Annotated in this window: 27 protein-coding genes; 21 read left to right on the plus strand and 6 right to left on the minus strand. The window is 41.2% G+C overall.

Annotation, left to right across the window (positions count from 1 at the left end; translation table 11 throughout):
- Positions 1-267 precede the first annotated feature (267 nt).
- From ASD40_RS21160 to ASD40_RS21170, 3 genes are all read right to left on the minus strand, one after another.
- Positions 268-825, minus strand: coding sequence for a cupin domain-containing protein (locus ASD40_RS21160; RefSeq protein WP_057305152.1), 558 nt, complete (start codon positions 823-825; stop codon positions 268-270).
- A gap of 133 nt (positions 826-958) precedes the next feature.
- The gene (locus ASD40_RS21165) at positions 959-1,264 is read right to left on the minus strand and encodes a DUF4309 domain-containing protein (RefSeq protein WP_082562345.1); all 306 of its coding nucleotides are present in this window, start codon (positions 1,262-1,264) and stop codon (positions 959-961) included.
- A gap of 603 nt (positions 1,265-1,867) precedes the next feature.
- Positions 1,868-2,611 carry an SDR family NAD(P)-dependent oxidoreductase gene (locus ASD40_RS21170; RefSeq protein WP_057305154.1) on the minus strand — a complete coding sequence of 248 codons (744 nt, stop codon included), beginning with the start codon at positions 2,609-2,611 and terminating at the stop codon, positions 1,868-1,870.
- 291 nt (positions 2,612-2,902) lie between these two features.
- On the opposite strand from ASD40_RS21170, the gene ASD40_RS21175 reads away from it, so the two are divergent.
- The 14 genes from ASD40_RS21175 (at position 2,903) to ASD40_RS21230 (ending at position 15,580) form a co-directional block, all read left to right on the plus strand.
- Positions 2,903-3,322 carry a hypothetical protein gene (locus ASD40_RS21175; RefSeq protein ID WP_057305155.1) on the plus strand — a complete coding sequence of 140 codons (420 nt, stop codon included), beginning with the start codon at positions 2,903-2,905 and terminating at the stop codon, positions 3,320-3,322.
- 96 nt (positions 3,323-3,418) lie between these two features.
- Complete coding sequence (locus ASD40_RS37370; protein WP_156390138.1) at positions 3,419-3,559, plus strand: hypothetical protein; 141 nt, start codon at positions 3,419-3,421, stop codon at positions 3,557-3,559.
- A gap of 70 nt (positions 3,560-3,629) precedes the next feature.
- A complete protein-coding gene (locus ASD40_RS21180) occupies positions 3,630-4,118 on the plus strand; it encodes a hypothetical protein (protein WP_057305156.1) in 489 nt (162 codons plus the stop codon).
- Between the two features lie 179 nt (positions 4,119-4,297).
- A complete protein-coding gene (locus ASD40_RS21185) occupies positions 4,298-4,519 on the plus strand; it encodes a DUF7660 family protein (protein WP_057305157.1) in 222 nt (73 codons plus the stop codon).
- Between the two features lie 240 nt (positions 4,520-4,759).
- The gene (locus ASD40_RS21190) at positions 4,760-5,083 is read left to right on the plus strand and encodes a winged helix-turn-helix transcriptional regulator (RefSeq protein ID WP_057305158.1); all 324 of its coding nucleotides are present in this window, start codon (positions 4,760-4,762) and stop codon (positions 5,081-5,083) included.
- Positions 5,084-5,656: 573 nt separating this feature from the next.
- The gene (locus ASD40_RS21195; protein ID WP_057305159.1) at positions 5,657-7,048 is read left to right on the plus strand and encodes an extracellular solute-binding protein; all 1,392 of its coding nucleotides are present in this window, start codon (positions 5,657-5,659) and stop codon (positions 7,046-7,048) included.
- Positions 7,045-8,832: a cache domain-containing sensor histidine kinase gene (locus ASD40_RS21200; RefSeq protein WP_057305160.1), complete on the plus strand. Its 1,788-nt coding sequence runs from the start codon at positions 7,045-7,047 to the stop codon at positions 8,830-8,832. The genes ASD40_RS21195 and ASD40_RS21200 overlap by 4 nt, the downstream gene beginning before the upstream one ends.
- 5 nt (positions 8,833-8,837) lie before the next feature.
- Positions 8,838-9,959 carry a response regulator gene (locus ASD40_RS21205; protein WP_082562346.1) on the plus strand — a complete coding sequence of 374 codons (1,122 nt, stop codon included), beginning with the start codon at positions 8,838-8,840 and terminating at the stop codon, positions 9,957-9,959.
- A gap of 158 nt (positions 9,960-10,117) precedes the next feature.
- Complete coding sequence (locus tag ASD40_RS21210) at positions 10,118-11,455, plus strand: ABC transporter substrate-binding protein (RefSeq protein WP_057305162.1); 1,338 nt, start codon at positions 10,118-10,120, stop codon at positions 11,453-11,455.
- A gap of 73 nt (positions 11,456-11,528) precedes the next feature.
- On the plus strand, positions 11,529-12,485 hold the full coding sequence (locus ASD40_RS21215; RefSeq protein ID WP_235549331.1) for a carbohydrate ABC transporter permease: 957 nt from the start codon (positions 11,529-11,531) through the stop codon (positions 12,483-12,485).
- Between the two features lie 11 nt (positions 12,486-12,496).
- Complete coding sequence (locus ASD40_RS21220) at positions 12,497-13,354, plus strand: carbohydrate ABC transporter permease (RefSeq protein ID WP_057305163.1); 858 nt, start codon at positions 12,497-12,499, stop codon at positions 13,352-13,354.
- A 26-nt stretch (positions 13,355-13,380) separates the two neighbouring features.
- On the plus strand, positions 13,381-13,539 hold the full coding sequence (locus tag ASD40_RS38770; protein ID WP_156396480.1) for a hypothetical protein: 159 nt from the start codon (positions 13,381-13,383) through the stop codon (positions 13,537-13,539).
- Positions 13,540-13,586: 47 nt separating this feature from the next.
- Positions 13,587-14,744, plus strand: coding sequence for an MFS transporter (locus tag ASD40_RS21225; protein ID WP_235549332.1), 1,158 nt, complete (start codon positions 13,587-13,589; stop codon positions 14,742-14,744).
- A complete protein-coding gene (locus ASD40_RS21230) occupies positions 14,741-15,580 on the plus strand; it encodes a sugar phosphate isomerase/epimerase family protein (protein WP_057305165.1) in 840 nt (279 codons plus the stop codon). The genes ASD40_RS21225 and ASD40_RS21230 overlap by 4 nt, the downstream gene beginning before the upstream one ends.
- 329 nt (positions 15,581-15,909) lie before the next feature.
- On the opposite strand, the gene dnaN is transcribed toward ASD40_RS21230, so the two are convergent.
- Entirely contained in the window at positions 15,910-17,037 is a 1,128-nt protein-coding gene (dnaN, locus tag ASD40_RS21235; protein ID WP_057305166.1) for a DNA polymerase III subunit beta, read from the minus strand.
- A 25-nt stretch (positions 17,038-17,062) separates the two neighbouring features.
- A complete protein-coding gene (locus ASD40_RS21240; protein WP_057305167.1) occupies positions 17,063-17,299 on the minus strand; it encodes a CopG family transcriptional regulator in 237 nt (78 codons plus the stop codon).
- A 314-nt stretch (positions 17,300-17,613) separates the two neighbouring features.
- On the opposite strand from ASD40_RS21240, the gene ASD40_RS21245 reads away from it, so the two are divergent.
- The 7 genes from ASD40_RS21245 (at position 17,614) to ASD40_RS21275 (ending at position 22,132) form a co-directional block, all read left to right on the plus strand.
- On the plus strand, positions 17,614-18,114 hold the full coding sequence (locus ASD40_RS21245) for an NUDIX domain-containing protein (protein WP_057305168.1): 501 nt from the start codon (positions 17,614-17,616) through the stop codon (positions 18,112-18,114).
- A 119-nt stretch (positions 18,115-18,233) separates the two neighbouring features.
- Positions 18,234-19,010: a Cof-type HAD-IIB family hydrolase gene (locus tag ASD40_RS21250; protein ID WP_057305169.1), complete on the plus strand. Its 777-nt coding sequence runs from the start codon at positions 18,234-18,236 to the stop codon at positions 19,008-19,010.
- A gap of 151 nt (positions 19,011-19,161) precedes the next feature.
- Positions 19,162-19,557, plus strand: a complete 396-nt coding sequence (locus tag ASD40_RS21255) for a nucleoside 2-deoxyribosyltransferase (protein WP_057305170.1) — start codon at positions 19,162-19,164, stop codon at positions 19,555-19,557.
- Positions 19,558-19,644: 87 nt separating this feature from the next.
- Positions 19,645-20,187 carry an NUDIX hydrolase gene (locus ASD40_RS21260; RefSeq protein WP_082562348.1) on the plus strand — a complete coding sequence of 181 codons (543 nt, stop codon included), beginning with the start codon at positions 19,645-19,647 and terminating at the stop codon, positions 20,185-20,187.
- A gap of 252 nt (positions 20,188-20,439) precedes the next feature.
- Positions 20,440-20,826: a hypothetical protein gene (locus ASD40_RS21265; protein WP_057305171.1), complete on the plus strand. Its 387-nt coding sequence runs from the start codon at positions 20,440-20,442 to the stop codon at positions 20,824-20,826.
- A 201-nt stretch (positions 20,827-21,027) separates the two neighbouring features.
- Complete coding sequence (locus ASD40_RS21270; protein ID WP_057305172.1) at positions 21,028-21,378, plus strand: hypothetical protein; 351 nt, start codon at positions 21,028-21,030, stop codon at positions 21,376-21,378.
- A 124-nt stretch (positions 21,379-21,502) separates the two neighbouring features.
- A complete protein-coding gene (locus ASD40_RS21275; RefSeq protein ID WP_156390139.1) occupies positions 21,503-22,132 on the plus strand; it encodes a hydrolase in 630 nt (209 codons plus the stop codon).
- A 103-nt stretch (positions 22,133-22,235) separates the two neighbouring features.
- Here ASD40_RS21275 and ASD40_RS21280 read toward each other — a convergent pair whose 3' ends face one another.
- Positions 22,236-22,805 carry a 5' nucleotidase, NT5C type gene (locus ASD40_RS21280; protein ID WP_057305174.1) on the minus strand — a complete coding sequence of 190 codons (570 nt, stop codon included), beginning with the start codon at positions 22,803-22,805 and terminating at the stop codon, positions 22,236-22,238.
- Between the last annotated feature and the right edge of the window lie 1,020 nt (positions 22,806-23,825).

The following is a 23,825-nucleotide window of genomic DNA, read 5'->3' on the forward strand; positions in this document are numbered from 1 at the left end:
GAGCGCTCTCCTGAACAACATCTGCAAACCAAGGTGTCAAAATCCTGCGAATGAGTGAGTATATGTGAGATAAACCCTTAAAACCGAGGGACGGGCAGTATACTTCCCAATATGTGTCGGAAAATAACGACCTGATGCGCGACGCAAAGGGGTATTTTTAATGAAAAGAGTAGATGTTGCTTATGTGCTTCTCTTCGATGAACAAGGTGAGAATGTATTAATGGTTAAAAACAAAGGTGAGAAATCAATTACAAGCCCTGTGAATCTTTAGGGACAATATTTATTAATAAGTTCTTGAGCAATCCCTTTTTTATAGCCTTTTTGGGCTAAACGTTTCAGTAAATATTTTACAAAAAATGGCATCGCAACATATCGTGAATCAGACATATCTAAAATTAATGCGCCATGTATCTTGTCATGAGGCATGCCTACTTCATTTGCCTTCCCCTCACCTATTAACCCATATAAAATTCGCATTGATTTCTCAAAATTGTGTGCGGGTTCAATTTTAACCCGAAACGTAACTTCATTTTCATTTGATGCATTTAGAAAAGTATGATGTGTTCCTTTTGGGACAGTGAGAGTATCCCCTTTTCTCAAAATTATTTCTTTCTTTCCCTCAACAACCTTGAGCTCTCCTCCCAAAACTTCAAAGCTTTCTTTAAAATTCATATGATAATGTAAAGGGGGACCTCCACTACTCGAAGGCAAAAGTACTTCAATATACTCATAATCTCCATTCGTTTCTTCTCCAGTTTCCAAGAACGTGATTCTCTCTCCACTAAATTTGTGCGTTATTGAACGTGTATCTTTTACAATAGTCATATTTATTTCTCCTTGTACAAGTTACTTTTTTTTATTTCATCTTATTTACATAGGCATTTCCTATTTTCTCCAAAGTATTAGATAATTTCAGTGCATTCTAATTAGGTTGCCGGGCCCCCCTCCTATTCAATCCTTATTTACCCTTTACAACCAAATTGATGTGATCGAGGTTCGTGCTACTGTTGAAAATAAACTCAAGCTGATAAGCTCCACGGATATAAACGATCTTTTTCTGCTCGATGTTGCCGGTCTTGATAACGGTTGAGGAGTGTGACGCTCCCCATTGCTGTTCGAGCATTTTCACCGTTATGCCACCGATATTGGCTGCACGCTCAACATTCGTTCCGAAGTAGCGCAATTCCTGAATTTTGTTCTGGTTGTACGTGTTTACGGAAAATAAAGTTTTAGACTGGCATTGCTGGTCTGATGCGTTTTCTATCTAACAAAATTGGCAACCTATGAAATAAAAGTATTAGACTGACCAAATAAAAGAGACAGCGGTAGGCTCAGAACACGAAAATAAAGTTCTAGACTACCGTTGCCTCTAATCGAACAAACTCCAATCTTCTGCAATTTTAATGTGTCTTGTTAGTTTCAAATTTGGGTACTTTATATCAATTTTTTTCAGGCATTCTATATACTCTTTACTTTTTAATTGTAATGCTACATCTTCAAATACTTCACTAATCCAGAACTGATAATGCCGATCTTTCTGTGATTATTTTTTTCGCTTCTTCCCTTAACATATTTACTCTCCTTAAGTCCCGCGAAATTACCAAACTATTCTGGCCGTTAATGGCAACTCCAGTCTAGTACTTTATTTTCTCAGTCTAAAACTTTATTTTTACTGGACAGTACGAGACGTCATACCCGGGGTTGCCCATATCTGCGGAATATACATCAAATGCATTCGAACCTTTGGCGGGCTTTTCAGGCTGACCGATGGCTTTGATCACGTCTTGGCGAGTGCTTTTTCCTACAGCACTTGTCGTGTTATAGGATAGGCATGGGCAAGTTTGAGGTTATGTGACGCTTACGTGGCTTACCAGTTGCCAGCGTTTTGACCGCCGTCGACATAAAGAATCTCTCCTGTCACGAAATGTGCGGACTCCAGATACACAATTGCGTCAACAATATCTTGAACCTCGCCCATTCGGCCTACAGGGTGCAATTTAGACAGAAAGCCATGTGTCTCAACCGCATGCATAGGCGTGTTGGTTACCCCAGGCGCGACGGCGTTCACACGAATACCCTTATCCGCATACTCAATCGCTAGCGATTTTGTTGCTGAGTTCAAACCTCCTTTGGTCAGTGCGGCAAGTACAGATGGCAAAGACTTGTGTGGATGTACTACAACCCCACTTCCTGTGATGTTCACGATGTGGCCGGAACCCACTTTTATCATCTCAGTCACCGCACGCTGCGTAACATGGAAAAATCCTGCCAAATTGATTGACAACATCGATGTAAAATCCTCTATAGTGTAGTCCGTGAATGGTTTCGCAATAAAAATGCCAGCATTGTTCACCAGTGTGTCGATCCGGCCAAAGCGAGAAAGCCCTTCGCCGATTAAGCGGTCTGCGATTTGAGTGTCTGAAATGTCGCCGGCAACATAAGCGACGTGTGTACCTGTCGGATCAATTTCACTTGCAGCCTCTACCAGCATTTGTTCGCGGCGGCCATTAATAATTACATTTGCTCCTCGTTTCACCAGTTCAATTGCCACTGCTTTTCCTATACCGCTGCTTCCGCCTGTAATCACTACGACTTTTCCTTGAAATTCCATCTCCCAGTCTCCTTTGATCTAGTATTCGTATCAAGTGTAGTTTGATTATAAATCCAAATTAAATCGGAGTTCAGTGAAGTAGATTACAGTTCTCCATCATATTTTGAAGGTGGAGCGACCACGGCGCAGCTTCCTGAAGGGGGGAGCCATGATCGGAAATTGACATAAAATCGTGAACTACCTAAAACCGATATGTAGTCAGAAGTGAGGTGATAGGCCATTAATAAAGGACTTAATACTGCAATAGAACAAGTATCCCAAATCAATTGGAATTATGACAAAGTAAGGTCAATGGACCAATCCGAGGTAGACGTATCGCTTGTTCGCGAATATTTTAGAAGATTAGCAGTTTTTTTAGACTATCTTTCAGTGGGTTCAAACTATCCATATATTGATCCAGTCAAGCTAATAAATAGGGAAGCTAGTATTAACTATGACGATGTCCTAGAAATTTGCCCAAATGTTAATAAAGCACCGAATGGAGTAACCAAAGCATTGTGTGTGACCCATGTGATTTGGAGGTCAATTGCAGATGAAGGTGACCCCATTGCAATTGAATATAAAGATCTTTTTAAACCATTAATAATATTATTTCAAAGAGGTGGAACTTGGCATACACACCACGGGATGCTAGATGTTAGCAATAGGTATTTGTGTTTTTTAAATGATTGGCGTAATCAGATTGCAGATCAGGCACTTGATTTTAAGTAGTTATTTACTTGTAATAATAAAGAATTATTGGAAGTTAGGAGAACTACAAAAATTGTTCATCAAGATATATAAAGAATTTTGTTAAGCAGTTCAAAGATGGCAAGAACTTCCGATAACACCATATTCACGCTGCGGGCCTTACGGCCCTTGGTCTGCCCGAGGCATTTCGAGGAGTGGAATCAGGCAGACAACCCTGCACTTGCTAAGTCCGTCGGACACGGCGCTATCGCGCCTTAAGCCAGTGAGGGTTCGTGAATACAACAACATTAGCTGAAATTCCTTCAATCGAAAATACAGGAGTAACTCAATGAATCATGACTCAGAGAAATGCGCTCTAGAGGACGCAGCATTAGGGATTTTCATGAAAAAATTCAATGAAATGAATCAAAACAAGTTACATCTATATGTTAGAAATTTAAGACCAGATTTTATATTAAAGGATACCGAGGAGAAACTAGTAGGTCTTGAAATAGCCCATCTCTATTACGATTCGAAAGAAGCTAAGATGTTACTTGGAAGAGATAATAATAGCTCTCATGGTGTGGAAACGATTAATGAATTAATTAATGAACTAAATAATCTAATCGTCAAAAAGGCAAGAAAATATAGGGAATTAGAGTTAGATCATTCAATAGAACTATTGATAAGGAATGCATCACCAATATTCAGAATGAATGATATATTGAGATTTATAGATGAGATAATTGAACAATACACATTTGAACACATTTGGTTTATATCAAGAGATGAGAACAATGAATGGATATTAATAGATCTTGTGAAGCATAGTCAATGAAGTGAAGGAACTTCAGCTAACACCGTATTCACGCTGTGGGGATATCGTCCCTTGGTCTGCCTGAAGCGATTTCGAGGAAGTGGAATCAGGCTGACAACTCTGCACTGCACCACCTAACCGCATCGCATCATTAAGCTAGCGGAAACGTTTGTTGAATAATACGAGGAGGATCTGAAACCTTGAGCCCTAATGATGTATCCAGTAAAGATGAGTTGGTTGCATTTCTTCATACATTGAGACATGATCTATCTAATAATGCTACGAGCTGGGAGAACAAAACATTGGAAAGCTTTTTGGAAGCTATGGCTGCATGGTTAAATGATTCTGATGATGCGAATTCTAAAACGCCTACTTGGAGTCTGCTTGCAACCTCTTTATTGGCTGGTAAGGCATACGAGTAAAAATGTCATTGCGCTAACGAGAAACTATTGTGGAGGAGCTTTCATCGCGGCGACTCCTTCTTTGTTTATTCAAGTTACGGGCAGTATATAGCATCATAATTAAGAATAGGTTTATTGCAATAATCAAACGATTCAAGCGATAACCGGCTCAGCCGTCAGTAAGAAGTATTTGCCGCGAGAGGCCTCAGAGTAAACCTTAGTCAAAGGAAGGCATTACCACGAGCATATCCTGTAAGGAAAATGGCCGTTGCACTAGACATGATCGTAGGGAAATGGAAGCCTATTATCATTCAACATCTCATTCATATGGAAACATTGCGATTTAATGAACTAAGAAAATTGATGCCGGATATCACCCAAAGAATGCTTACTTTACAATTGCGCGAATTGGAGGAGCAAGACATTATTCGAAGGATAATCTATCCTCAAATCCCGCCGAAGGTAGAGTATTCGCTCACGGACCATGGTAAAAGCATTGAGCCTTTGGTGGATGCCTTACACTATTGGGGACTCTTTCATGTGGAGCATATGGAGAAAAAGTTGGCATTTTATAGCGAAGTATAGAAGTGGCATGCTCCCCTTAAAGTAGACAGTTTTAACAAATAACCGCTACTTAAAGGGAGCTTTCTTTGTCGAAGAAGAATGAATTAAGTGCTATAGAGAAATTAGACGTCATACGCGTTAATACTTTAGTGAAATGGCGACATCGATATGAGTTGTACGGAATCTAAGGATTAGAAATTCGTATTCGTAATAACAAGAACAATGCAACTGGTGAGGCCTTTTCTCACCGAGGGACGGGCAGAAATCCGTAAGAAAGGTATTTGGATAATAATGCAGAATTACTTTCCTATACCAAAACGGGGAAGTGCTTGTCTATATCAAGGAACATTCATATGTACAATCGCTCTTGATTTTACTGTCGTTCCGATTCTTTTCGGATTTCCCTAAACAACAATGCTTCCCTTATTTGTAGGGAATCAGTGAGAATTGGGAGCGGCCGAGTTTGGCATCCTGTTCTCTAAATCTTCTGAGGGTGGGCTTATGGGCTTGATTTAGTTATCTACCGGCGAGGAATTCAGGTTAACGGGCAGATGGTTGGTATAAGTAAACAATTCACGGAGATTGGGTGGGAACATGTTGCTTGGCAGATGTTTTATACGGGTTTTTCTGATCTTCGTTCCTCTTTCCCTCTTATGTGTGTTCTCCCTGTTCCAAACGACCGTTGAAAAGGAACGGTCATCCTCCGTCGGCACACTGCAAGAAGAGCGAGGGCCGCAAGTCGAATTAGATTTTTGGAATACTTGGGTTCATAATGAACCTTGGCAGGAGATTATCTATGAAAGAATGAAAAGTTTCGAGAAAGTGCATCCAGAAATCAAACTCCATATGGTTGCTATTCCTCATGATGAATATAAAATCAAAGTAAAAGCCGCCGCGGCCGGGAGGGAACTTCCCGATCTTCTGGTGGTATGGCCAGGAGCGGAAATGCGTCCGCTTGTGGCAGGACGGGCGCTTTCGCCCATAGATGAGATTGTAGACAATTACAAGGACAAATTGATTCCGGCCAACAAACTGATGGATTACGCGGTTGGCGGGAAGCAATATGCGATCCCGACGGTTGTTAGCTTTACTAGCATTATTTATTATGACAAGGCTTTGCTTATGGACAAAGGATATCCGCATTTTCCTGAAACTTACGGAGAAATGAAGCAGCTTCTGACCAGGCTCCGCAATGATGGGAAGATTCCGATCGCTTTGGGCAATAAAGCCAAATGGGTGCTGCAATCCAGTTATTTATCGACGATCGGGAGCCGCTATACCGGAGATGAGTTCCTGGCGGAGGCAATCCGCGGGGAGAGAAGGTTTACCGATCCGGAATTTGTAAGCGCTTTAAGGGTAATCGAGGAATTGAATAAAATGGGAGCTTTTAATTATAACAAGAACAGTTTGGACAATAACCAGCAGGACGATCTATTCATCGAGGGGAAGTCTGCCATGGTAATTGACGGATCATGGGCCCTGCCTAAAATCTCGCAAAAGTTTCAAGGACAATTAGGCTTGGCGGCGTTTCCTGCCGTTAGCGGCGGCAGCGGAAGCGCAACGAGCGTATCCGGGGTGACCGGCCAAGGAATTGCCATAAATGCCGATCTGTCTCCTGCTAAGAAAGCTGCTGCTCTACAATTCATTGAATACATAAATAACGAAATTACCTATAAGAAGCTGTTGCTGACCCAGATGCTTGTACCCGCTAATATAACCTTGCCCAGATACGTAGATCCGGTGTTTAAAGAAATGTTCGAACTCACAAGCGGGGGAATTGCTCCCGTTTATGACGCAGTGCTTCCTACCGACTTAATCGATACTATGAATAATCTCCTTCAAGATATGACGACGCGAAAAGGCTTCGGACCCGAACAGGTCGCCCAAGCGTTACAATCCAAGATGGATGAAATACGAAGGGGGCAGTTCGACAGCACAAAAAGCGTCAATAATCTAAATGTGGCAAAAAAGGAAGAGGCACCATGAAATGGAACATCATTCGATTCAAAAATTTAAGCCTTAAATGGAAATCCTTCCTCATCTTTATGATACTTGTCTCCATCCCCAGTATTACTCTGGGGGCTATCGTTTTATTTCAAACGGATCAAATGTTAAGGCGGCAAGCCGTGGATTCCACCTTACGTGTTTTAGATACGCTCGCCCAGAATGTAACTTCCATCATGGAAAACGTAGAGGATATCTCTTCGTACATGATTTATGACAATCAATTCCGAAAATACTTGTATGGAGGGAAGGATCAAGAAGAAAAGGAATTCAGCAACCTGCAGGACAGTATTCATGCATTTAGCGCATTTCAAATTATAAATAAGAGATATTTGGATTCCATCGAACTTCAGGGCCTAAATGGCGTGTTACTTACAATTGGCGACCCGGTGACGGTAGATGAAAGCAAGTGGATCCGTGAAGCGGAAGAGGCACATGGCGGCTATGTGTGGAGCGGCGCTTATCCCGTTATTAGCACGTGGACAGGGAAACAAAAATACGTCATCTCTTTGATCCGGCAGATCCATGACATAAACGAATTAAATAAAACCATCGGTTTGGTGCGAATCCGATTGAGTGAGTCTTATTTTTATTCGCTGATTAGCACCAAAGGCTTTTCGCCATTGACAGGATCGGTCTCTATTGTTGACAGTGGCGGAGATATTTTGTCCCATGAAAATGAATTCTACATCGGCAAAACGTATCCGGATCCTGTGCTGGTCAAGCAAATGAATGAGGGAAAGAATCTGTTCTCTTATTCGAACAAATCGGGCGGTTATCTCGTCGTTGCCCGAAAGATCGACCATACGAATTGGTATCTTGTCGCCAAGGTCGACCAGCTTGAAATTATCAAAAATTTAGATTCTATTCGAACTTCGATTAAAGGGATGACTCTGTTTTCCATTACTTTGGGAATCATGGCTTTAATAGGATTTTATTGGGTGATTATTCGACCGATTACCGAACTGACCCGCATTACCATTCAGGTCGAACAAGGCGATTTTGAACCCAAGTTCAAGGTCAAAAGTAATGATGAAATCGGAAGACTAGGTCTTCGCTTCAATAAAATGCTGCGGACGATTCAACGTTTGATCGAAACGAAGTACAAGCTTGAGATCCAGCAAAAGGAGTCTGAACTAAAAGCATTGCAAAATCAGATCGACCCGCACTTTCTCTACAACACGTTGGATACGATTCATTGGACCGCACGTTTAGAAAATGCCAAGGATACCAGCAAGCTCATTGTGGCGCTCTCCAAGTTGTTTCGCATTAGTTTAAGTAATGGAAAGCTGTGGATTACAATCGAACAAGAACTGGAATACGTAAGAAACTATTTGATACTGCAAAAACAAAGGGTACGCTTTCCGCTTTATTACGAAATTGATAGGGAAGACCACCTAGCAAGCGTCCTTGTACCCAAAAAAATTATTCAACCATTGGTGGAAAATTGTATTATTCACGGTTTCAAAGAAAATCGCGAATCAGGGTCTATCGAAATCCGTTGTACTTCCAAGGACGGGAGCTTATGTATAGATGTAATGGATGATGGGCGAGGTTTTAATCCACAACAGGCACTTAGCGTTATTTCGGGGGATTCGGAGCATGGCTTTGCCCTAAGAAACATTCAAGAGCGACTCACTCTGCTGTTCGGGGAAACCTTCGGCCTGCAATTTTTTGTTGGTGAGGGAAATGGGGCTCACGTCCGAATCACTCTGCCTATCATTCACAACGAAGAAGCGATGAACTATAGGATGGGAAAGGGGTAGATGGAATGAAAGCCAGGGTATTAATCGTAGATGACGAACCAGTGATATGCAGGGGGCTCAGATTGACGGTTCCTTGGGAAGAGATCGGGGTGGAAATAATCGGCGAGGCGTATAACGGGGAGCAGGCGCTGGCTATCGTACAAAAAACGCCGGTTGACGTTATTTTAACGGATGTCAGAATGCCATCCATGAATGGACTTGAGCTCGTGGAAATTTTGTACCGTGAGGACTACCGAATCAAAACGATAATATTAAGCGGATATGATGAATTTACTTATGCAAAAAAAGCGATCCGCTTCGGTGTCAGAGATTATTTGCTTAAGCCGGTCGACGTCGATGAGCTCATGGAAGTCATTAGGAGATTAGTTTTGGAAATCAAGAAGGAATCAGCCGGGCAGGCGGAGCTAGAGACAACCGATGGGTTTGATCGTAAGGAGGTGTCCCCAACGCAGGAGCACGCCGAGAGAACAGTGGGAAAGCTTTATCCGAGGGAGCTGGAAAAACGACTGCTTGAATACCTGTTTCAACATCGCCATGACGATCTCCGCCAGACCGTGGATCATTTATTTGCCTATTTTAACCAACATCATTATTCGTTTGAAGATGCGTTTCAGGTGTGCCTGGAAATACATATGCTCGTTCACCGTCGGTTTCGGGAAACGGCTTGCTTAAAGGATTTGGTACCTCAATTATCAAATCCGTCAAATGTGCTGGGGAGCAAATCCCTTACTTCACTTATGCACATGTTTTGGGGTACGCTTGCTAAAACCTCCGAGCTATTGAAACGGGGCAGCGTCGGGAAAAACCGCTGGATTATCCAAAGAGTCAAGAATTATATGCTTGAGAACTATCACATAGAGCTTAAATCGCGGGAGCTCGCCGAAATGATTCATGTTACTCCCAACTATTTCAGTTCCATTTTTAAACAGGAAACCGGAAAATCCTTCAATGAATATTTGAACGAGATTCGAATTGAGAAAGCAAAGGAATTGCTAAAAACAACCTCCGAGCAGGTAGGGACTATCGCCATAACAGTTGGCTACAATGATTATAAATACTTTTCCAACGTATTTAGGAAATATTGCGGAGTTGTTCCTTCGGATTTTCGGGTACTAAGCAAGGTATAGTAAACAAAGTTTAATTTTTTCGACTAAATCGTAATTTAGTGGGATATGGAAGTAAAGGAAAATGTTCTAGAATTAAGAAAGCGGTTACATGTCAGATGTGCCGAATTGATAGTCATTCCATTCAGGAAAATCCTTAGGGGAGATTAGGAGGTCATCCAATGAAAAAAAGAGGAAAACCGATTTTGATTACACTTGCTTCGCTAATGGCCGCATCCACACTGTTATACGGCTGCTCCAATTCGCAGCCCGCGAGCAGTAAAGAAAAAGTGGAAATCACTTGGCTAGTTAGAACCGACCCTAACATGATCGATTGGGAAAAAGATGTGATCTCGGGTTTCCAAAATGCAAACTCCAATATTACGATTAAATTGGAGCAAATTCCGCAAGCTGAAATTGACCAGCGGTTGACGACGATGATCTCCAGCGGCAAAGTGCCCGACGTATGGTCCGCCAACTGGGCAAATTCCGGCTTTGCAACTTATAACAAAATGGGTGCTCTTCTCGATCTGACTCCTTACGTGAAGACAGACGCCGACAAAATGGCTACAATTAACAAAGATATCATGAACATTTACAATATTAACGGAAAAATTCTTGGAATTCCTATGCTGGCCATCGGCAGCTTCATGTTTTACAACAAGGATCTGTTTGATAAGGCAGGGGTACCGTATCCACCTACAAGCTGGGACGATAAGTCCTGGACCTATGACAAGATGCTGGATACAGCTAAGAAACTGACTCATGATGTGGGCAATGCGGATAAGCAAGTGTTCGGCATCCTGAACAGCATGAGCCCTAATCTTCAGTCTTGGGGATTTGGCGGGGACTTCTTCAAGGCGGACGCCTATAAGACAGCTGTAATGGGCGATCCAACGGCATCTTCTAATTCGGCTAATAAAGAGGCCATCCAATTTAACGTGGATCTGATTCAGAAATATAAAGTGGCTCCTAACCAAACGACACTGGACGCGGTTACCGCGATTGGAGATCCGTTCTTAACAGGCAAAGTGGCGATGGTAGTCAACGGCGGTTGGGGATTCTGGAGCTACCAGTCTGCTAAATTCAAATGGGGCGTAGCGCCGATTCCGTATCATGACGGCCGTAAAGTCCCTCTTTTCGTAGATCCGTGGAATATCAGCGCGAAGAGCAAGCATCCTAAGGAATCTTGGGAATTTATTAAATATCTTGTCGATCCAAAAGGTGGAGGCAAGACATTCATGGAGAAAACGTCTGCAACCCCGGCTGATACTTCGCTAGCCGATCAGTGGTACAAACAAATGGCAGATAAAGTTGGCTTGAAGGTAGAGGATGTTAAGTCGTTAAATGAAGGTGCCATTAAAAACGGACGTGAAGCGGATAACCATCTCATCGATAAGTTCTCCGTCATCAGTACCACTATCAACCAAACGATCAGTGGCGTATGGAACGGCCAGAAGAGTGTGGACGACGGCTTGCAGGAGATTGACAAGAACCTTCGTTCCTTGAACATGAAATAACAATATCCTAATAATTTTGCAAAGTTTCCCTTGGGATGGACCAAGGGAAACTTTGTCAAATCGAGGTGATACGATGAACCAAACCAATCAGGCTAGAACTCAACTTGGGGGAATGGCTGTACCTATCAAGAAGAAGAGGAATCCGGAGCGTGCCAGGGAGGAACGAGCATTTTGGTACTTTATCTCTCCTTGGGCCATTGGGTTTCTGCTCTTCACCGGAGGCCCTATATTAGCGTCTCTCTTCCTTAGCTTCGCAGATTATAATGTTGTGGACTCCCCTAAATTCGTCGGACTAGGCAATTATACCGCTTTGTTTCAAGACAAACTTTTTTACAAATCTATGAGCGTGACTTTTTACTATGCCATATTGTCGGTCCCGTTTACCATCATTTGTTCTCTTGTGCTTGCAGTGCTCTTAAACAACAAAATCAAAGGACAAGCGGTGTTTCGGACGTTGTATTATACTCCTTCGATCGTATCAGGCGTTGCCGTTTCCTTTCTGTGGTCTTGGCTGCTGAACCCGGATTTCGGGGTCGTGAATTCGCTCCTAAGCCAGTGGTTTCATGTCAAAGGACCAGGTTGGTTTACCAAACCCAATACCGTCATTCCCTCTATGGTGCTGATGCAGCTTACCTCGCTAGGGGGAACAATGGTGATCTTTCTGGCCAGCCTGCAGAGTTTGCCGTCCGACCTGTACGAAGCGGCATCAATCGACGGAGCTGGCAGACTTAAAAAGTTTTTCAAAATAACCATTCCGCTCATTTCACCCGTCATTTTATTTAACGGTATTATCGGCATCATCTCTTCGTTTCAGGTTTTCACACAAGCCTATGTTATTACAAAGGGCGGTCCGGACTGGAACTCGTATTTTTACGTTTTGTATTTATTTAACACCGCTTTCGCCCAGTTCCGGATGGGGTATGCATCGGCGCAAGCCTGGATTTTGTTTATTGTCATCTTCATGATGACAATGCTGTCGCTTTGGGTGTCCAGACGGCTTGTATATTATGAATATGACAGCAAACAGTAGGAGGGAATGGCATGTTGAGAAATCGCAGAATCACTCACGGCGAGCTTAGCGGAATTAGTAAAACGGTCGTTTACGTACTTTTGCTGTTGGGATTGTTGTTGTTTGCTTTTCCTTTATTTTGGATGCTGACTACTTCCCTGAAAGATCTTGGAGACGTTCATAAGCTGCCGATGACCTGGATTCCATCGCCGTTCCGCTGGAGCAATTACGCGAAGGTGTTCCAGGATGTCCCCTTGGCCCGGTATATCCTCAACACGGTGGGCTATACGGCCATAACGATGCTCGCTGTTGCGTTAGCTTCTTCGCTGGTGGCCTTTGGATTTGCTCGATTGCGTGCGCGTGGCAGTAAATTTTTATTTTTGCTTGTCTTAAGCACCATGATGATTCCACCGCAGGTGACGTTGATCCCGCAGTATCTGTTATTCAATAAATTCGACTGGATCGACACGTATTTACCGTTGGTCGTTCCGGCATTTGGCGGCAGTGCGTTCATCATTTTCCTGCTTCGTCAATTTTATATGGGATTTTCCAAAGATTTGGACGAGGCGGTGAAAATCGACGGCGGAGGCTATTTTACGATATACCTGAAGATCATTTTGCCTCTTTCGATTCCTTCTCTGGCTACGGCGGCCATCTTGGAATTTATGTACAGGTGGAATGATTTGATTGGTCCACTCATTTATTTAAGTAACGGTGACAAATACCCTTTATCCCTGGGGTTGTCCAACTTTACGGCGGCTTACTCCGCCACCCCTTGGAATTTGTTGATGGCTGCTTCCGTAGTAGCTGTTTTGCCTCCGCTGCTGCTGTTCTTTTTTGCGCAAAAATATTTTATACAGGGTATTGTGATTGCCGGTTCTAAAGGATAACTTCATGAAAGCGCGGTGACGGAAACTTGAAATGGGGTATTAGTTCCTACAGCCCGTATAGGTCGTTAACCTCAGGGGAAATGACTATTCCTGATGTGGTGGAGTGGATCGATGGCGTTGGGGGGGAGCATGTGGAAATCGTACCTTACGGCTTTCAATTGGACGATAATCCCGAAAGACAATGAGACTTGTTTCAGATGTGAGACTCTTTTTGACTGTCGGAGGCGCGGGAATGCTCCTATCCATCATGCTGCTGTACGGTATAGGGACAGGAATCCTAGCGCCCATGAACGCCATTTATTTGCATGATCACCTCGGCTTGACCAAGGGGGAAGTGGTGACAGTATATTCCGTTTCGCTCCTGCTAAATATGATCACCACAATTTCAGTAGGCATCGTCAGCGATCGCATAATGCACAAAAAGAAGCTGCCGCTCTTGGCGGCTTTGATTTGTTTGGCCGGACTGTCCTTCTATATGCGTGCGGATGGTTTCGTGGGCGCGTTAATCGGCATGTCTATTGCTACGGCTCCCTCGGGGCTTATCATGGGTCAACTGTTTGCGATGGCGAGAAACCATTTTGCGTTAAAGGCCACTTCAATCCTGGAAATGTCCCTAGTGTGGCTTCGGGGTGGATTCAGCGCGGGATTTTTTTTAGGACTGCTGCTCGGGGCCAATCTTTATCTGCTTTTCGGTTTTCAGGGTGTGCTTATAGGGAATTTATCAGGGTACATCGGACTGATTGTTATTTTGCTGTTATACAAGGAAGTCAGCCCTTCACATACCAAGGTTGCCAGGGGGAAAGCGGAGCCTTTCTCTCTTGTTATGCTGCTCGCTCTACTAATGCTCTCTTGCGCCGATTCCATTCGAGGCTTGTATTTACCGTTGGTTGTGGACCGTTTATTCGGGAAACCGCAGCTAATGTCGTATCTCTGGAGTGCCCAAGCTGTATTTGAGCTGCTGTTTATGACGATAACCAGTTATTGGGCGGCCAAGTACGGGAGTAAGCAGATAATTGCACTGGGAAGTGTATTTGCTCTTCTCGCCTATATTCTTTATGCGACTGCCGCACCGTTGCCGCTCTTTTTTGCGGTTCAGCCTTTCTATTCGATTTACGTGTCAATTCTGTACGGGGTGGCCATGGGAGTTGTACAGCGAATGTTTGTCCATCGTACAGGATTCGGGTCAAGCTTATACGTATTTCTGACGCAGGGTGCATCTTTAATCGGATTTTTATTGCCGGTGCTTGTGAAGGGGATTTCGACTGCCATTTTTATCATCCCGATTATTCTGGTATTATGTGCCATTTTGATAATTAAAAGGCTTATAGCGGGCGAAAAGGTTGTAAATAGCAAGGTTAATAACGCGAAGCTCACGGAGGGGAAATCATGAAGATCAGCATTTGTTCCTATAGTTTTCATCGGCTGTTGGCTGCGGGCAAACAAGATATTTTCCAATACATAAAGGATTGCAAGGAATTGGGCTGCACGCAGCTGGATTCTTGGAACGCACACTTGTCTACGATCGAGAAGGGGGAGGAAGTGATTCATGCAGGGAGGAATCCGGGGGAATCCCAGCATCTTACTTCCGTGGACGACGATTACCTGCTTTCGGTGAAGCGGGCTGCCGATGAAGTGGGGCTGCCTTTCGGCTGTATTGCCGTCGACGGAGCCCATATTTATGAGGAGACGGAAGAAGGCCGCCGGCGCAATCGGGCCCGGGCATACAGATGGATAGCCGTCGCAGAGAAGCTTGGAGCCTCGCACATCCGAATCGATGCGGGCGGTCCGGAGCAGTGGACCGAGGAGCAGTTTGCCATTACGGTAGATGGTTATCGGGACGTTATTGGACGCGCAGCGGAAGCGGGGCTTCAGGTTGTTGTTGAAAACCATTGGGGGCCAACAGTGCAGCCCGATCAGGTCGTAAGGCTAATAGAGGCGCTGCCGGAATTAGGTTTGCTCCTTGATTCATGGAATTGGGCACATGGCAAACAAGCGGAAGGGTGGCTGAAATGCGCGAAGTATGCGAAAGTTACACATGTCAAAACGTTCAATTTTACAGAGAACGGTGAAGAACTGACGCAGAATATCCCCGCTTTTTGCAGGCTGATGAAAAAGAGCGGCTTTCAAGGCGCATGGGGAGTGGAAAGCGTGCCTCGCACAGATGGGGAGATACAGGCCGCTAGAAAAAGCATCGAGCTTATCAAGCGTTCCGTTTCTGGACCCTGATATTCGAGAATGAGAACTTATTTATCCGGGGCTGGGATAGTAGAAGTAACGATTACAGGTCTTTATAAAAATATTTGGAGTAAAAAATAAGGGGCAAAGCTAACGTTAAACGATAGCGGAAAAATGTATGCCGATGCATCCGTTTTTTGTTCGCTGTGCTAACGGGCAGGATAGTGGAGTAACGTTGAATTAATTTGCGATACGGTTCTCCACAATTAATTGTCTGGTAATGTTGAGATTGTCTGAGAAACACTTGCTTTGATTTTCGAACGTATTGCTTATTATATTTGGGAGAGAGAGTACCTATCGTTAAATAAATTAACGACTATTCAACTATGTGTCCTCACAGGAGTGATTAAAAATAATGTAGACGAGGGTTTGATCTCTGGTATTATGACTACGGGACTTGCTTTCCCTGTGAACCTTATTCTGACATGCTTACTATCAATACTACGAAGTATATCAATAAAAAACCTTCCGTTGAGGGATATACTAAAATCATCACCGCTCATTTCCATTAAAGGAACCTCATCTTGTACATCCCCAATCTCCGCAGTTCTAGATAATAGCTCTAGGGCTCTTGTAGTTGCTAATAGCCTTATTATACTTTCACCAGCTAGGACCGTGACGCATTCAACAGCACGCAATAATCGGGTTGTATCAACTAACACTTCAGATAAATATGATTGTGGAATTACATTTGTTATTGATGGAAAAGTACCTTCGATTAGAGCGGACTCAACCTGTAGTTCATTTGCCGTAAATCTAACTTGATTGGCAATCACATCAATTTCGGTTGCATCATCATCATTTCTTAACATTTTTGAAACTTCATATAAATTTTTGGCTGGAATAAGAAATTTGGTACTGCTGTTAAGAGTGTTTTCGGTATGTATAATTTTGGAAGCAAGGCGAATTCCATCGGTAGCAATTAGGTTCACTGAATTATTATTGTAATCAAATGAGACTCCCGTTAATACGGGTCTCATTTCGGACGTTGAAGCCGCAGTTGCAACTTGCTTAATTGTGGCCTTTAATAAAGCATTGTTAATTCGGAGCTTATTGTCAGGATTGTGTTCGTAATTATTAATTAACGGGAATTCTTCAGGATCCATACCGCATAAACGAATCTGTGATTTCCCTGACACGATGGTGAGTATTAAAGGCTTGTTTATTTCAAATGTAATTATATCAGCAGTAAGTTTACGAATTACCTCATTAAAGTAACGTGCTGGTACAACAATACTACCTGTTCTATGTACATTCAAAGAATTATTATCCCGGGGGATCCTAAACTGTATCCTCATACTTGTATTACTTGCAGTAAACACTATTTCATTTACACATGCCTGAATACATATACCCGATAGAATGGGTATTGGGTTGTTCGAAGATACAGCTCTTAACACATGCTGTAGAGCGTTGATAAGAGAATCTTTTGATATGTTTATCAGCAATGCCCTCACCTACCTCAGAAGTAAATTACTTTGAATAGAAGGATTCGATTATGTTACGGATAACCTCTGAACGGGATTGCTTCTTGTCCGCACAATCCTTTTCAAGTCTTTCCCATATATCGTCCGTTAAGGTTAGTGATACTTTCTTAGTCAACCCTATATTCTTTCTGCCAGCCCCCTCTCGAAGGCCACCTCTCGAAAACAAAAAACCTAGCTGTCCTTCTTTATTGGCTACACCGACTTTAATTTTTTTATTACTCAATCTAATAGCCTCCAATTATTGAATATAGTAACCTTAATCAAATATTCTTACTTTCATTTTATCACACCATATGCGGACTGTACATATTTCCAATAAAACAGTCATTACGCTAAAGGGCAGGTTAGTAGAGCTGTTACTTTGAGCGGCCCATCTTTTATTTTTCATTAAAGTATCGTGCAAGAAAGTTCAATAAGTTTGCTTTGGTACGCATTTGATACCAATATTAGAACGGATCCATCTAAATTAGATTATTTTGTAGATAAGCTTCAAACGTTATTATAATATCATCCAGAATAATCTAAAGGGTGATAAATATGAGCGGTAGTTGGCATGATTCGTATTTAGGAAAACTTCGCAAAGTGGTTGGCACTCAAAAGATAATCGTAAACTCAGTACGAGCAATCTTACTTGATAATGAAGGTCGTGCCTTGTTTATTAAGCGTCATGGTGATAAAAAATGGGGTATGCCTGCAGGAACTATGGAACTAGATGAATCCGTGTTTGATGCGATGAAACGTGAAGTCAAAGAAGAAACAGGGCTTGACGTTTTTAAGGCAACATTAATTGCTATTTATTCTTCTCCAACAACACAAACATTCACGGACCGTTGGGGGAACGAGCATCATGTAATTGAATATTTATTTCAGGTGGATGAGTGGTCGGGTACTCTTCAAAAAGTGACAGAGGAAAGTGTAGATGTTGAATTTTACGCATTGGATAATTTACCAGAAGCCTCATGTGATCTTTTTGCAAGACATCATCAAAGAGTATTTAAAGATTATAAAAAGTTCGATGGAAAACTAATATTGGAATAGTTGTCGGCATTAAGCTATCGGGCAGGATAGTTCAATTAGATGTGGAATAACACTAGGGCGTAACGTATAGTTTGTATTGTAAAATAATGTACTTTCTAAAATAGGGGGATTCGTGCAGAATGTACGAAATAGTGTTTTTTGATGTTGATGGTACGTTATTTAGTGAAGTGGATAGAGTAATCCCTAATAGTACAAAAGTGGCGATTAAGAGACTTCATGAAGAAGGCATTAAGGTCGTAGTTGCAACAGGTAGACCGCACAATTTATGTGAAGAACTAGTATCACTAGGTATTGATACAGTAATCTCATCTAATGGCGCTCTTGTGAAAAACCAAAGCGAAGTTATTTATAAATCCGTAATATCTCAAAAGACTGTTCATGAACTGTCGAGTTTTGCCGAGTTACACGGACACGGTATTTCCTACTTTACAGATTCAATTTCAATGAACGGGATCGGAGTAGAAGAGAAGCGTGTTAGAAATGCTCTAGCAGAAACCCTTGGTCTTGTCGATTATCCTAGCAAATTAAACACACTTCCAGAGGAGATTTACTGTATATGTTTGTATGCTGATGAGAGTGAAGCTGAAAAATTTATTGATAACTTTCCGCAACTTCAGTTTGTACGTTTCCACGGTTATGTAATAAACATCCTTGAAACTCAAATTGTTTCTAAATCGCAAGCAATCAAAAGAGTGCTGGATTATTACAAAATTGACGTTTGCAATTCAATTGCATTTGGAGATGGTGGAAACGATTTGGATATGTTAGAGTTTGTAGGTTTGGGGATTGCTATGGGAAACGGTGATGAAAAGCTTAAGCAAAAGGCAGATTTCGTTACCAAAAAAGCAAGCGAAGATGGTATACACTATGCTCTGACCCAGTTCGGAATAATATAGTTCAGCAATCCATCATTTAACTAACGGAAACTATAGCACAAAAAACAGGCTGCCGGGAAATTGGCAGCCTGTTGAGCTATTGAGCAGGATACTTCCAATATGTGTTAATATAAAACTAAAATGATTAGAAGGTTGAAACAGGGGGAATTATATGAAATTTTACATAGCGTCTAGTCTCAAAAATATAGAATATGTACGGCAAGTCGCGGAGAGTTTGAGTGCCCGTGGTTTTCAACATACTTACGACTGGACAACTCATTCAAACATAGACTCCATAACAAAACTACGTGACATAGGCCAAGAAGAAGTAGCAGGGGTTTTGAATGCAGATGTTGTAATTGTCATGTTTCCAGCTGGAAAAGGGAGTCATGTTGAGTTAGGAATTGCTCTGGGGGCTGGAAAGAAAATTTATTTATACTCCTCAACAAATGAACTGAATGATATCGGAAACACATGTACGTTTTACCATGTTGATTCAGTTGAACAGCGGATTGGCTCGTTAGGGGATTTGATAAACTCTATCTGCCTTGAATACCAGCATCATTAAACTAAATGGCAGGATACTGGAATAATATGTAGAATAATTAAGTTAAATTATCGTTTGAATATCGGGTTTTAAAGGTGGATRCAAAAGGTGATTGCTCAGGCTATAATTATAAAAAATCAATATGTGCTTATGGTTAAGCAATATGTTGAGCGGGGAGATATTGTTTGGAATTTCCCTGGGGGCAGCATTGAACAATATGAAAGTCCAGAACAAGCCTGCATTAGAGAAGTAAAAGAASAAACAGGTTATGACATTTGTATCAAGCAAAAGGTGATTGCTCAGGCTATAATTATAAAAAATCAATATGTGCTTATGGTTAAGCAATATGTTGAGCGGGGAGATATTGTTTGGAATTTCCCTGGGGGCAGCATTGAACAATATGAAAGTCCAGAACAAGCCTGCATTAGAGAAGTAAAAGAAGAAACAGGTTATGACATTTGTATCAATGCTTTGTTACATGAGAAAAACCAGAAATTCAGTTTTACGGCTGAAATTAATGGAGGAGAATTGTTCCTTGATGTCAATAATAAGGATAATGACGACATCATTGATATAGCATGGATTTCATTACATGACCTCGAAAAGTTTGATCATATTACATTGCCAATACTTGAACTTGCCCGAAAGTAACACTGCCTTTAATATACTAAACCGCATGAAGCTGCCGCAAACCAAACGGCAGCTTCTTTNTCATATTACATTGCCAATACTTGAACTTGCCCGAAAGTAACACTGCCTTTAATATACTAAACCGCATGAAGCTGCCGCAAACCAAACGGCAGCTTCTTTTAAGCTATCTGGCAGGTTAGTTCAAAGATGAACTGCTCTGAAATTTGTAACAAAACCAATAATGTATTCGTTAAGTATATGAGGTGATGTTAAATGACGAAAATGAGTGGCTTTATCTTAATGTTAATTATAGTGGTATCCATAATTTTTGTTGGGTGTACAAAGTCACAAACAACAGTTCAATCAGACTTAGTTGGTACCGTCAATGTAGAAGACTCAGATACTGATACAATAGTTATTTATACTTTCAAAAATGAAAGCAAAAAAGACGTCACTGTTATTGGAGGAGCAAGATATAAGATGGTGAAAGACAACAAAGATGTGGAAGAAGGCGGGGTTCCAATAAAAGACTACATTACTTTAGAGCCAGGACAAGATTACACAGATAAAAAGACATTTTCGAATTTGAAGTCTGGCTCATACAGTATAGATATGGAATGGAACAATACGATTGTGACTGCTAAATTTCTACGAAATTAAAATTAAGAATTCTACTTTATTGAACTAACGAAAACTATAGTTCAATCACGACATGACGGCAGCCGGCACACGATCGGCTGCCTTTGTCTGTTGAAGTAACGGGCAGGTTTCTTCAATGACAATGACAACTCTATATGCTGTTATACTAGTATTAGCAATGAAGGATAGGACGACTTCAGACAGGAGAGATGGAGAGGAAAAATGGTAGAGAACTTTGTTAAAAGCTTGTATGAATCAATCGTTGAAGAGAATCTGGAGATCTACAAAAGTATATATGAGACCACTCAGTTCAGCGACAAAACAAATGAGAATTGGAGACAAGCGATTGGGCTATACGGTTCTCTGTCTAAAGAACAAAAGGTGATTTTAATTAGTATTATTGAGCAGACGATAACAGATACTATTTCGAATGTACTAGGCATTATTGATGGAAGTTCAACTCTTAAAGGTTGTACTTTTGAACCAAAGTTACTTCTAGATTCAGTACGCACTGATGGTGAACTACAAGATAATTTTCTAGCATATATAGAGGATAAGAAAAACGAATGCTAAAATGGCAGCTTCGTTACATTAACTGGCAGATTTATTGAACTTTAATTGCTAATATGTGGTACTATCATTGCAATAAGACAGTTGGAATTGAAATAAAGGGGATGATTAAATGGGGTCTAGGTTTATGCATTTGTTGATTTCAGATTTTGTATGCAAGGAGTTGTCAATCAAGCAACGTGGTGAAATGCTCCTTGGAGCGATAGCACCAGATGCAAAATCAGAAAAAAACGATACCCATTTCGTAGGAGATCGATTTAAGTATGGCGTCAACAGGCGATGGGAGTACGGTCGGTTCATCATGAAATATAAAGAGCGCATCACTGAGCCTTTCATGTTGGGTTATTTAACCCACTTGGTTGCGGATGAAGTTTGGGCAATGAAGTCTTATTTTAGTGGTTTTGAAGAGAGGCTAAAGAACGACCCAACACTGTACGAGCGTTATCACCAAGACTTTCGATTGTGCAATGCGAAGCTAAATGAAAAATATGCTTCTGATGGACTTTACGAAGCCCTAAATTCCGCTGTGTACATACCGAGTATTGATGAACTTGATGAGAAGAATGTATTAGAATTTAAGAAACATGCACTGGACGACTTTAACTATCCAATTGAACACGTTGAGCAAGAGTTGAGCATTTTTTCGTTCGAAGAGATTTTGGCATACTTAGAACGCTCGGCTTATCGTGCATTGGATGTTTGTCGACCATTATTTACTGGAAATATTAAGATGCACCCATATGCCCTATTTGACTAACGTAAACTATTGTTCAATACACGACATGACGGCAGCCGGCAAGATGAAGCCACTCCAATGGAGTGGTTTCTTTGGATAGGACTTCTCGTTATGTAAACTGTACTCACATTTGTAATACAATAACATCAAGGATTTTACCAATCTCTTGCCAATCCTTCACTCTCGTTATCCTTTTATGCTGGCACTCTTGATTATATGGCTTATCAATCAATAGTACATTTATACCACCTTCAGCTATCGATAATGCATGAGCTGGATGGTCTTCGATAAAAAGTGATACCCCATTCAATTTTGCACATTCTATTTTCCCATTCGCGAATTGTGATGCACATAACGATGATTCAATCATAATATCATTTTCTTTAATCCACTTTTTTACGGATTCCATCCATTCAACTGGTCTTCCAGTCATAATTGTAAATTTCACTTTATTGGCGAACCTAGAAAGTGTTTCTTGTAGGAATGGATATGGTTCAATGAGGTGTAATTCATCTTGATTACTGGTAAAAAATTCTATGAATTCTTTGAAACTTTGCCCATATAGTTCTGATAATTCATAAATAGTTACTTCATCGAACATAATGCTACGATTAAGTTGCTTATTATAAACATTTACAATAGATCTCCTTGTATCCATTAAAGTATCATCAAAGTCCAATCCAATATGTATCACTGATTTTCACTCTCCTAAATATGAAATCCTTGCTTTATGTAGTAATTCTTATAGTACCATTTATTGGAATGTCCTTCTATGTCGTTATTGTTTCAAATTTCGCTCATAGTCGGGTCTATAGAAGTGCCTACGGCGAATCATCTTTTCAAATTTAAATTCAGTTATCCAGTCTGCAATACTATAGGATATATTACGGTGAACCGTATCACAGGTTAGAAGGGATACTATAATCAATACAAATAAGGGCCGCCGTTAGGTGGTCCTTTGCTCATCTAACGGGTACACGTTAAACTAAAAACGAAAATCAGACCTACATCGTTTTAAGGTTGTAAGTCCGATTTTCCTTATATTAAAGGGGGTCTGTTTATATAATAACCATGATTTATTAATCGAAGATTAAAATTTAATAATGATTGTGTTAAAAACATGTTTGGTAAGAAATAGTGATTACTTCGTTAAACGGGCAGATATGCGTAATAATATTTGGGATTAACTACTCATATTACCTATAAATTAGGAATTTTTACGATGGTTGTATGGTAAAATGATTTGATGATAGGTGTATGTACAACTCTATTGAAAGGTTGGGATATAGTGCTGTTTAGTTTGATGTGCTCTAAGTGCCTTCATGAGGGGAAATACAATATTACTCGGTTAGTTGAGGCGAACGATTACTGGCGTCTTTTTTGTGAAAACTGTAATCATGAATTATTAGCTGTGAGTCCTTCTGAACGAGAAAAAATTATTCAAGGTATTGCATTGACCGAGAAGTACGTGCCTGACATATTAAACGCTTATAAATGCCTAGATAAGGATACACCATCAAAAATTGAATTTAGCAGGATTAAAGAAGAGGACTAATCAATCCATTAAACTAACGGAGAACGTTAACGCGGCGCCGGAACCGATCCATCGCTTGTTTTTCGTTTCTGTCGCTTTACGGGCAGGATAGTTGAAGAAGGAATTTCAAATTAAATTTGAAAGAGAAACTATTAACAAAATAATGTGAGGGAGGTTTAA

Origin of the sequence: Paenibacillus sp. Root444D2 (assembly GCF_001426375.1) — a bacterium.
Classification (GTDB): Bacteria; Bacillota; Bacilli; order Paenibacillales; family NBRC-103111; genus Paenibacillus_E.

Bases quoted from the DNA above. Each gene is read 5' to 3' on its own strand.
- ASD40_RS21245 (WP_057305168.1), top strand. From the start codon at position 17,614: ATGAGCGGTAGTTGGCATGATTCGTATTTAGGAAAACTTCGCAAAGTG.
- ASD40_RS21225 (WP_235549332.1), top strand. From the start codon at position 13,587: ATGCTCCTATCCATCATGCTGCTGTACGGTATAGGGACAGGAATCCTA.
- ASD40_RS37370 (WP_156390138.1), top strand. From the start codon at position 3,419: ATGGCAAGAACTTCCGATAACACCATATTCACGCTGCGGGCCTTACGG.
- ASD40_RS21255 (WP_057305170.1), top strand. From the start codon at position 19,162: ATGAAATTTTACATAGCGTCTAGTCTCAAAAATATAGAATATGTACGG.
- ASD40_RS21205 (WP_082562346.1), top strand. From the start codon at position 8,838: ATGAAAGCCAGGGTATTAATCGTAGATGACGAACCAGTGATATGCAGG.
- ASD40_RS21175 (WP_057305155.1), top strand. From the start codon at position 2,903: ATGGACCAATCCGAGGTAGACGTATCGCTTGTTCGCGAATATTTTAGA.
- ASD40_RS21270 (WP_057305172.1), top strand. From the start codon at position 21,028: ATGGTAGAGAACTTTGTTAAAAGCTTGTATGAATCAATCGTTGAAGAG.
- ASD40_RS21200 (WP_057305160.1), top strand. From the start codon at position 7,045: ATGAAATGGAACATCATTCGATTCAAAAATTTAAGCCTTAAATGGAAA.
- ASD40_RS21170 (WP_057305154.1), bottom strand. From the start codon at position 2,611: ATGGAATTTCAAGGAAAAGTCGTAGTGATTACAGGCGGAAGCAGCGGT.
- ASD40_RS21195 (WP_057305159.1), top strand. From the start codon at position 5,657: ATGTTGCTTGGCAGATGTTTTATACGGGTTTTTCTGATCTTCGTTCCT.
- ASD40_RS21275 (WP_156390139.1), top strand. From the start codon at position 21,503: ATGCATTTGTTGATTTCAGATTTTGTATGCAAGGAGTTGTCAATCAAG.
- ASD40_RS21265 (WP_057305171.1), top strand. From the start codon at position 20,440: ATGACGAAAATGAGTGGCTTTATCTTAATGTTAATTATAGTGGTATCC.
- ASD40_RS21220 (WP_057305163.1), top strand. From the start codon at position 12,497: ATGTTGAGAAATCGCAGAATCACTCACGGCGAGCTTAGCGGAATTAGT.
- ASD40_RS21180 (WP_057305156.1), top strand. From the start codon at position 3,630: ATGAATCATGACTCAGAGAAATGCGCTCTAGAGGACGCAGCATTAGGG.
- ASD40_RS21160 (WP_057305152.1), bottom strand. From the start codon at position 825: ATGACTATTGTAAAAGATACACGTTCAATAACGCACAAATTTAGTGGA.
- ASD40_RS21215 (WP_235549331.1), top strand. From the start codon at position 11,529: ATGAACCAAACCAATCAGGCTAGAACTCAACTTGGGGGAATGGCTGTA.
- ASD40_RS21210 (WP_057305162.1), top strand. From the start codon at position 10,118: ATGAAAAAAAGAGGAAAACCGATTTTGATTACACTTGCTTCGCTAATG.
- ASD40_RS21190 (WP_057305158.1), top strand. From the start codon at position 4,760: ATGGCCGTTGCACTAGACATGATCGTAGGGAAATGGAAGCCTATTATC.
- ASD40_RS21250 (WP_057305169.1), top strand. From the start codon at position 18,234: ATGTACGAAATAGTGTTTTTTGATGTTGATGGTACGTTATTTAGTGAA.
- ASD40_RS21230 (WP_057305165.1), top strand. From the start codon at position 14,741: ATGAAGATCAGCATTTGTTCCTATAGTTTTCATCGGCTGTTGGCTGCG.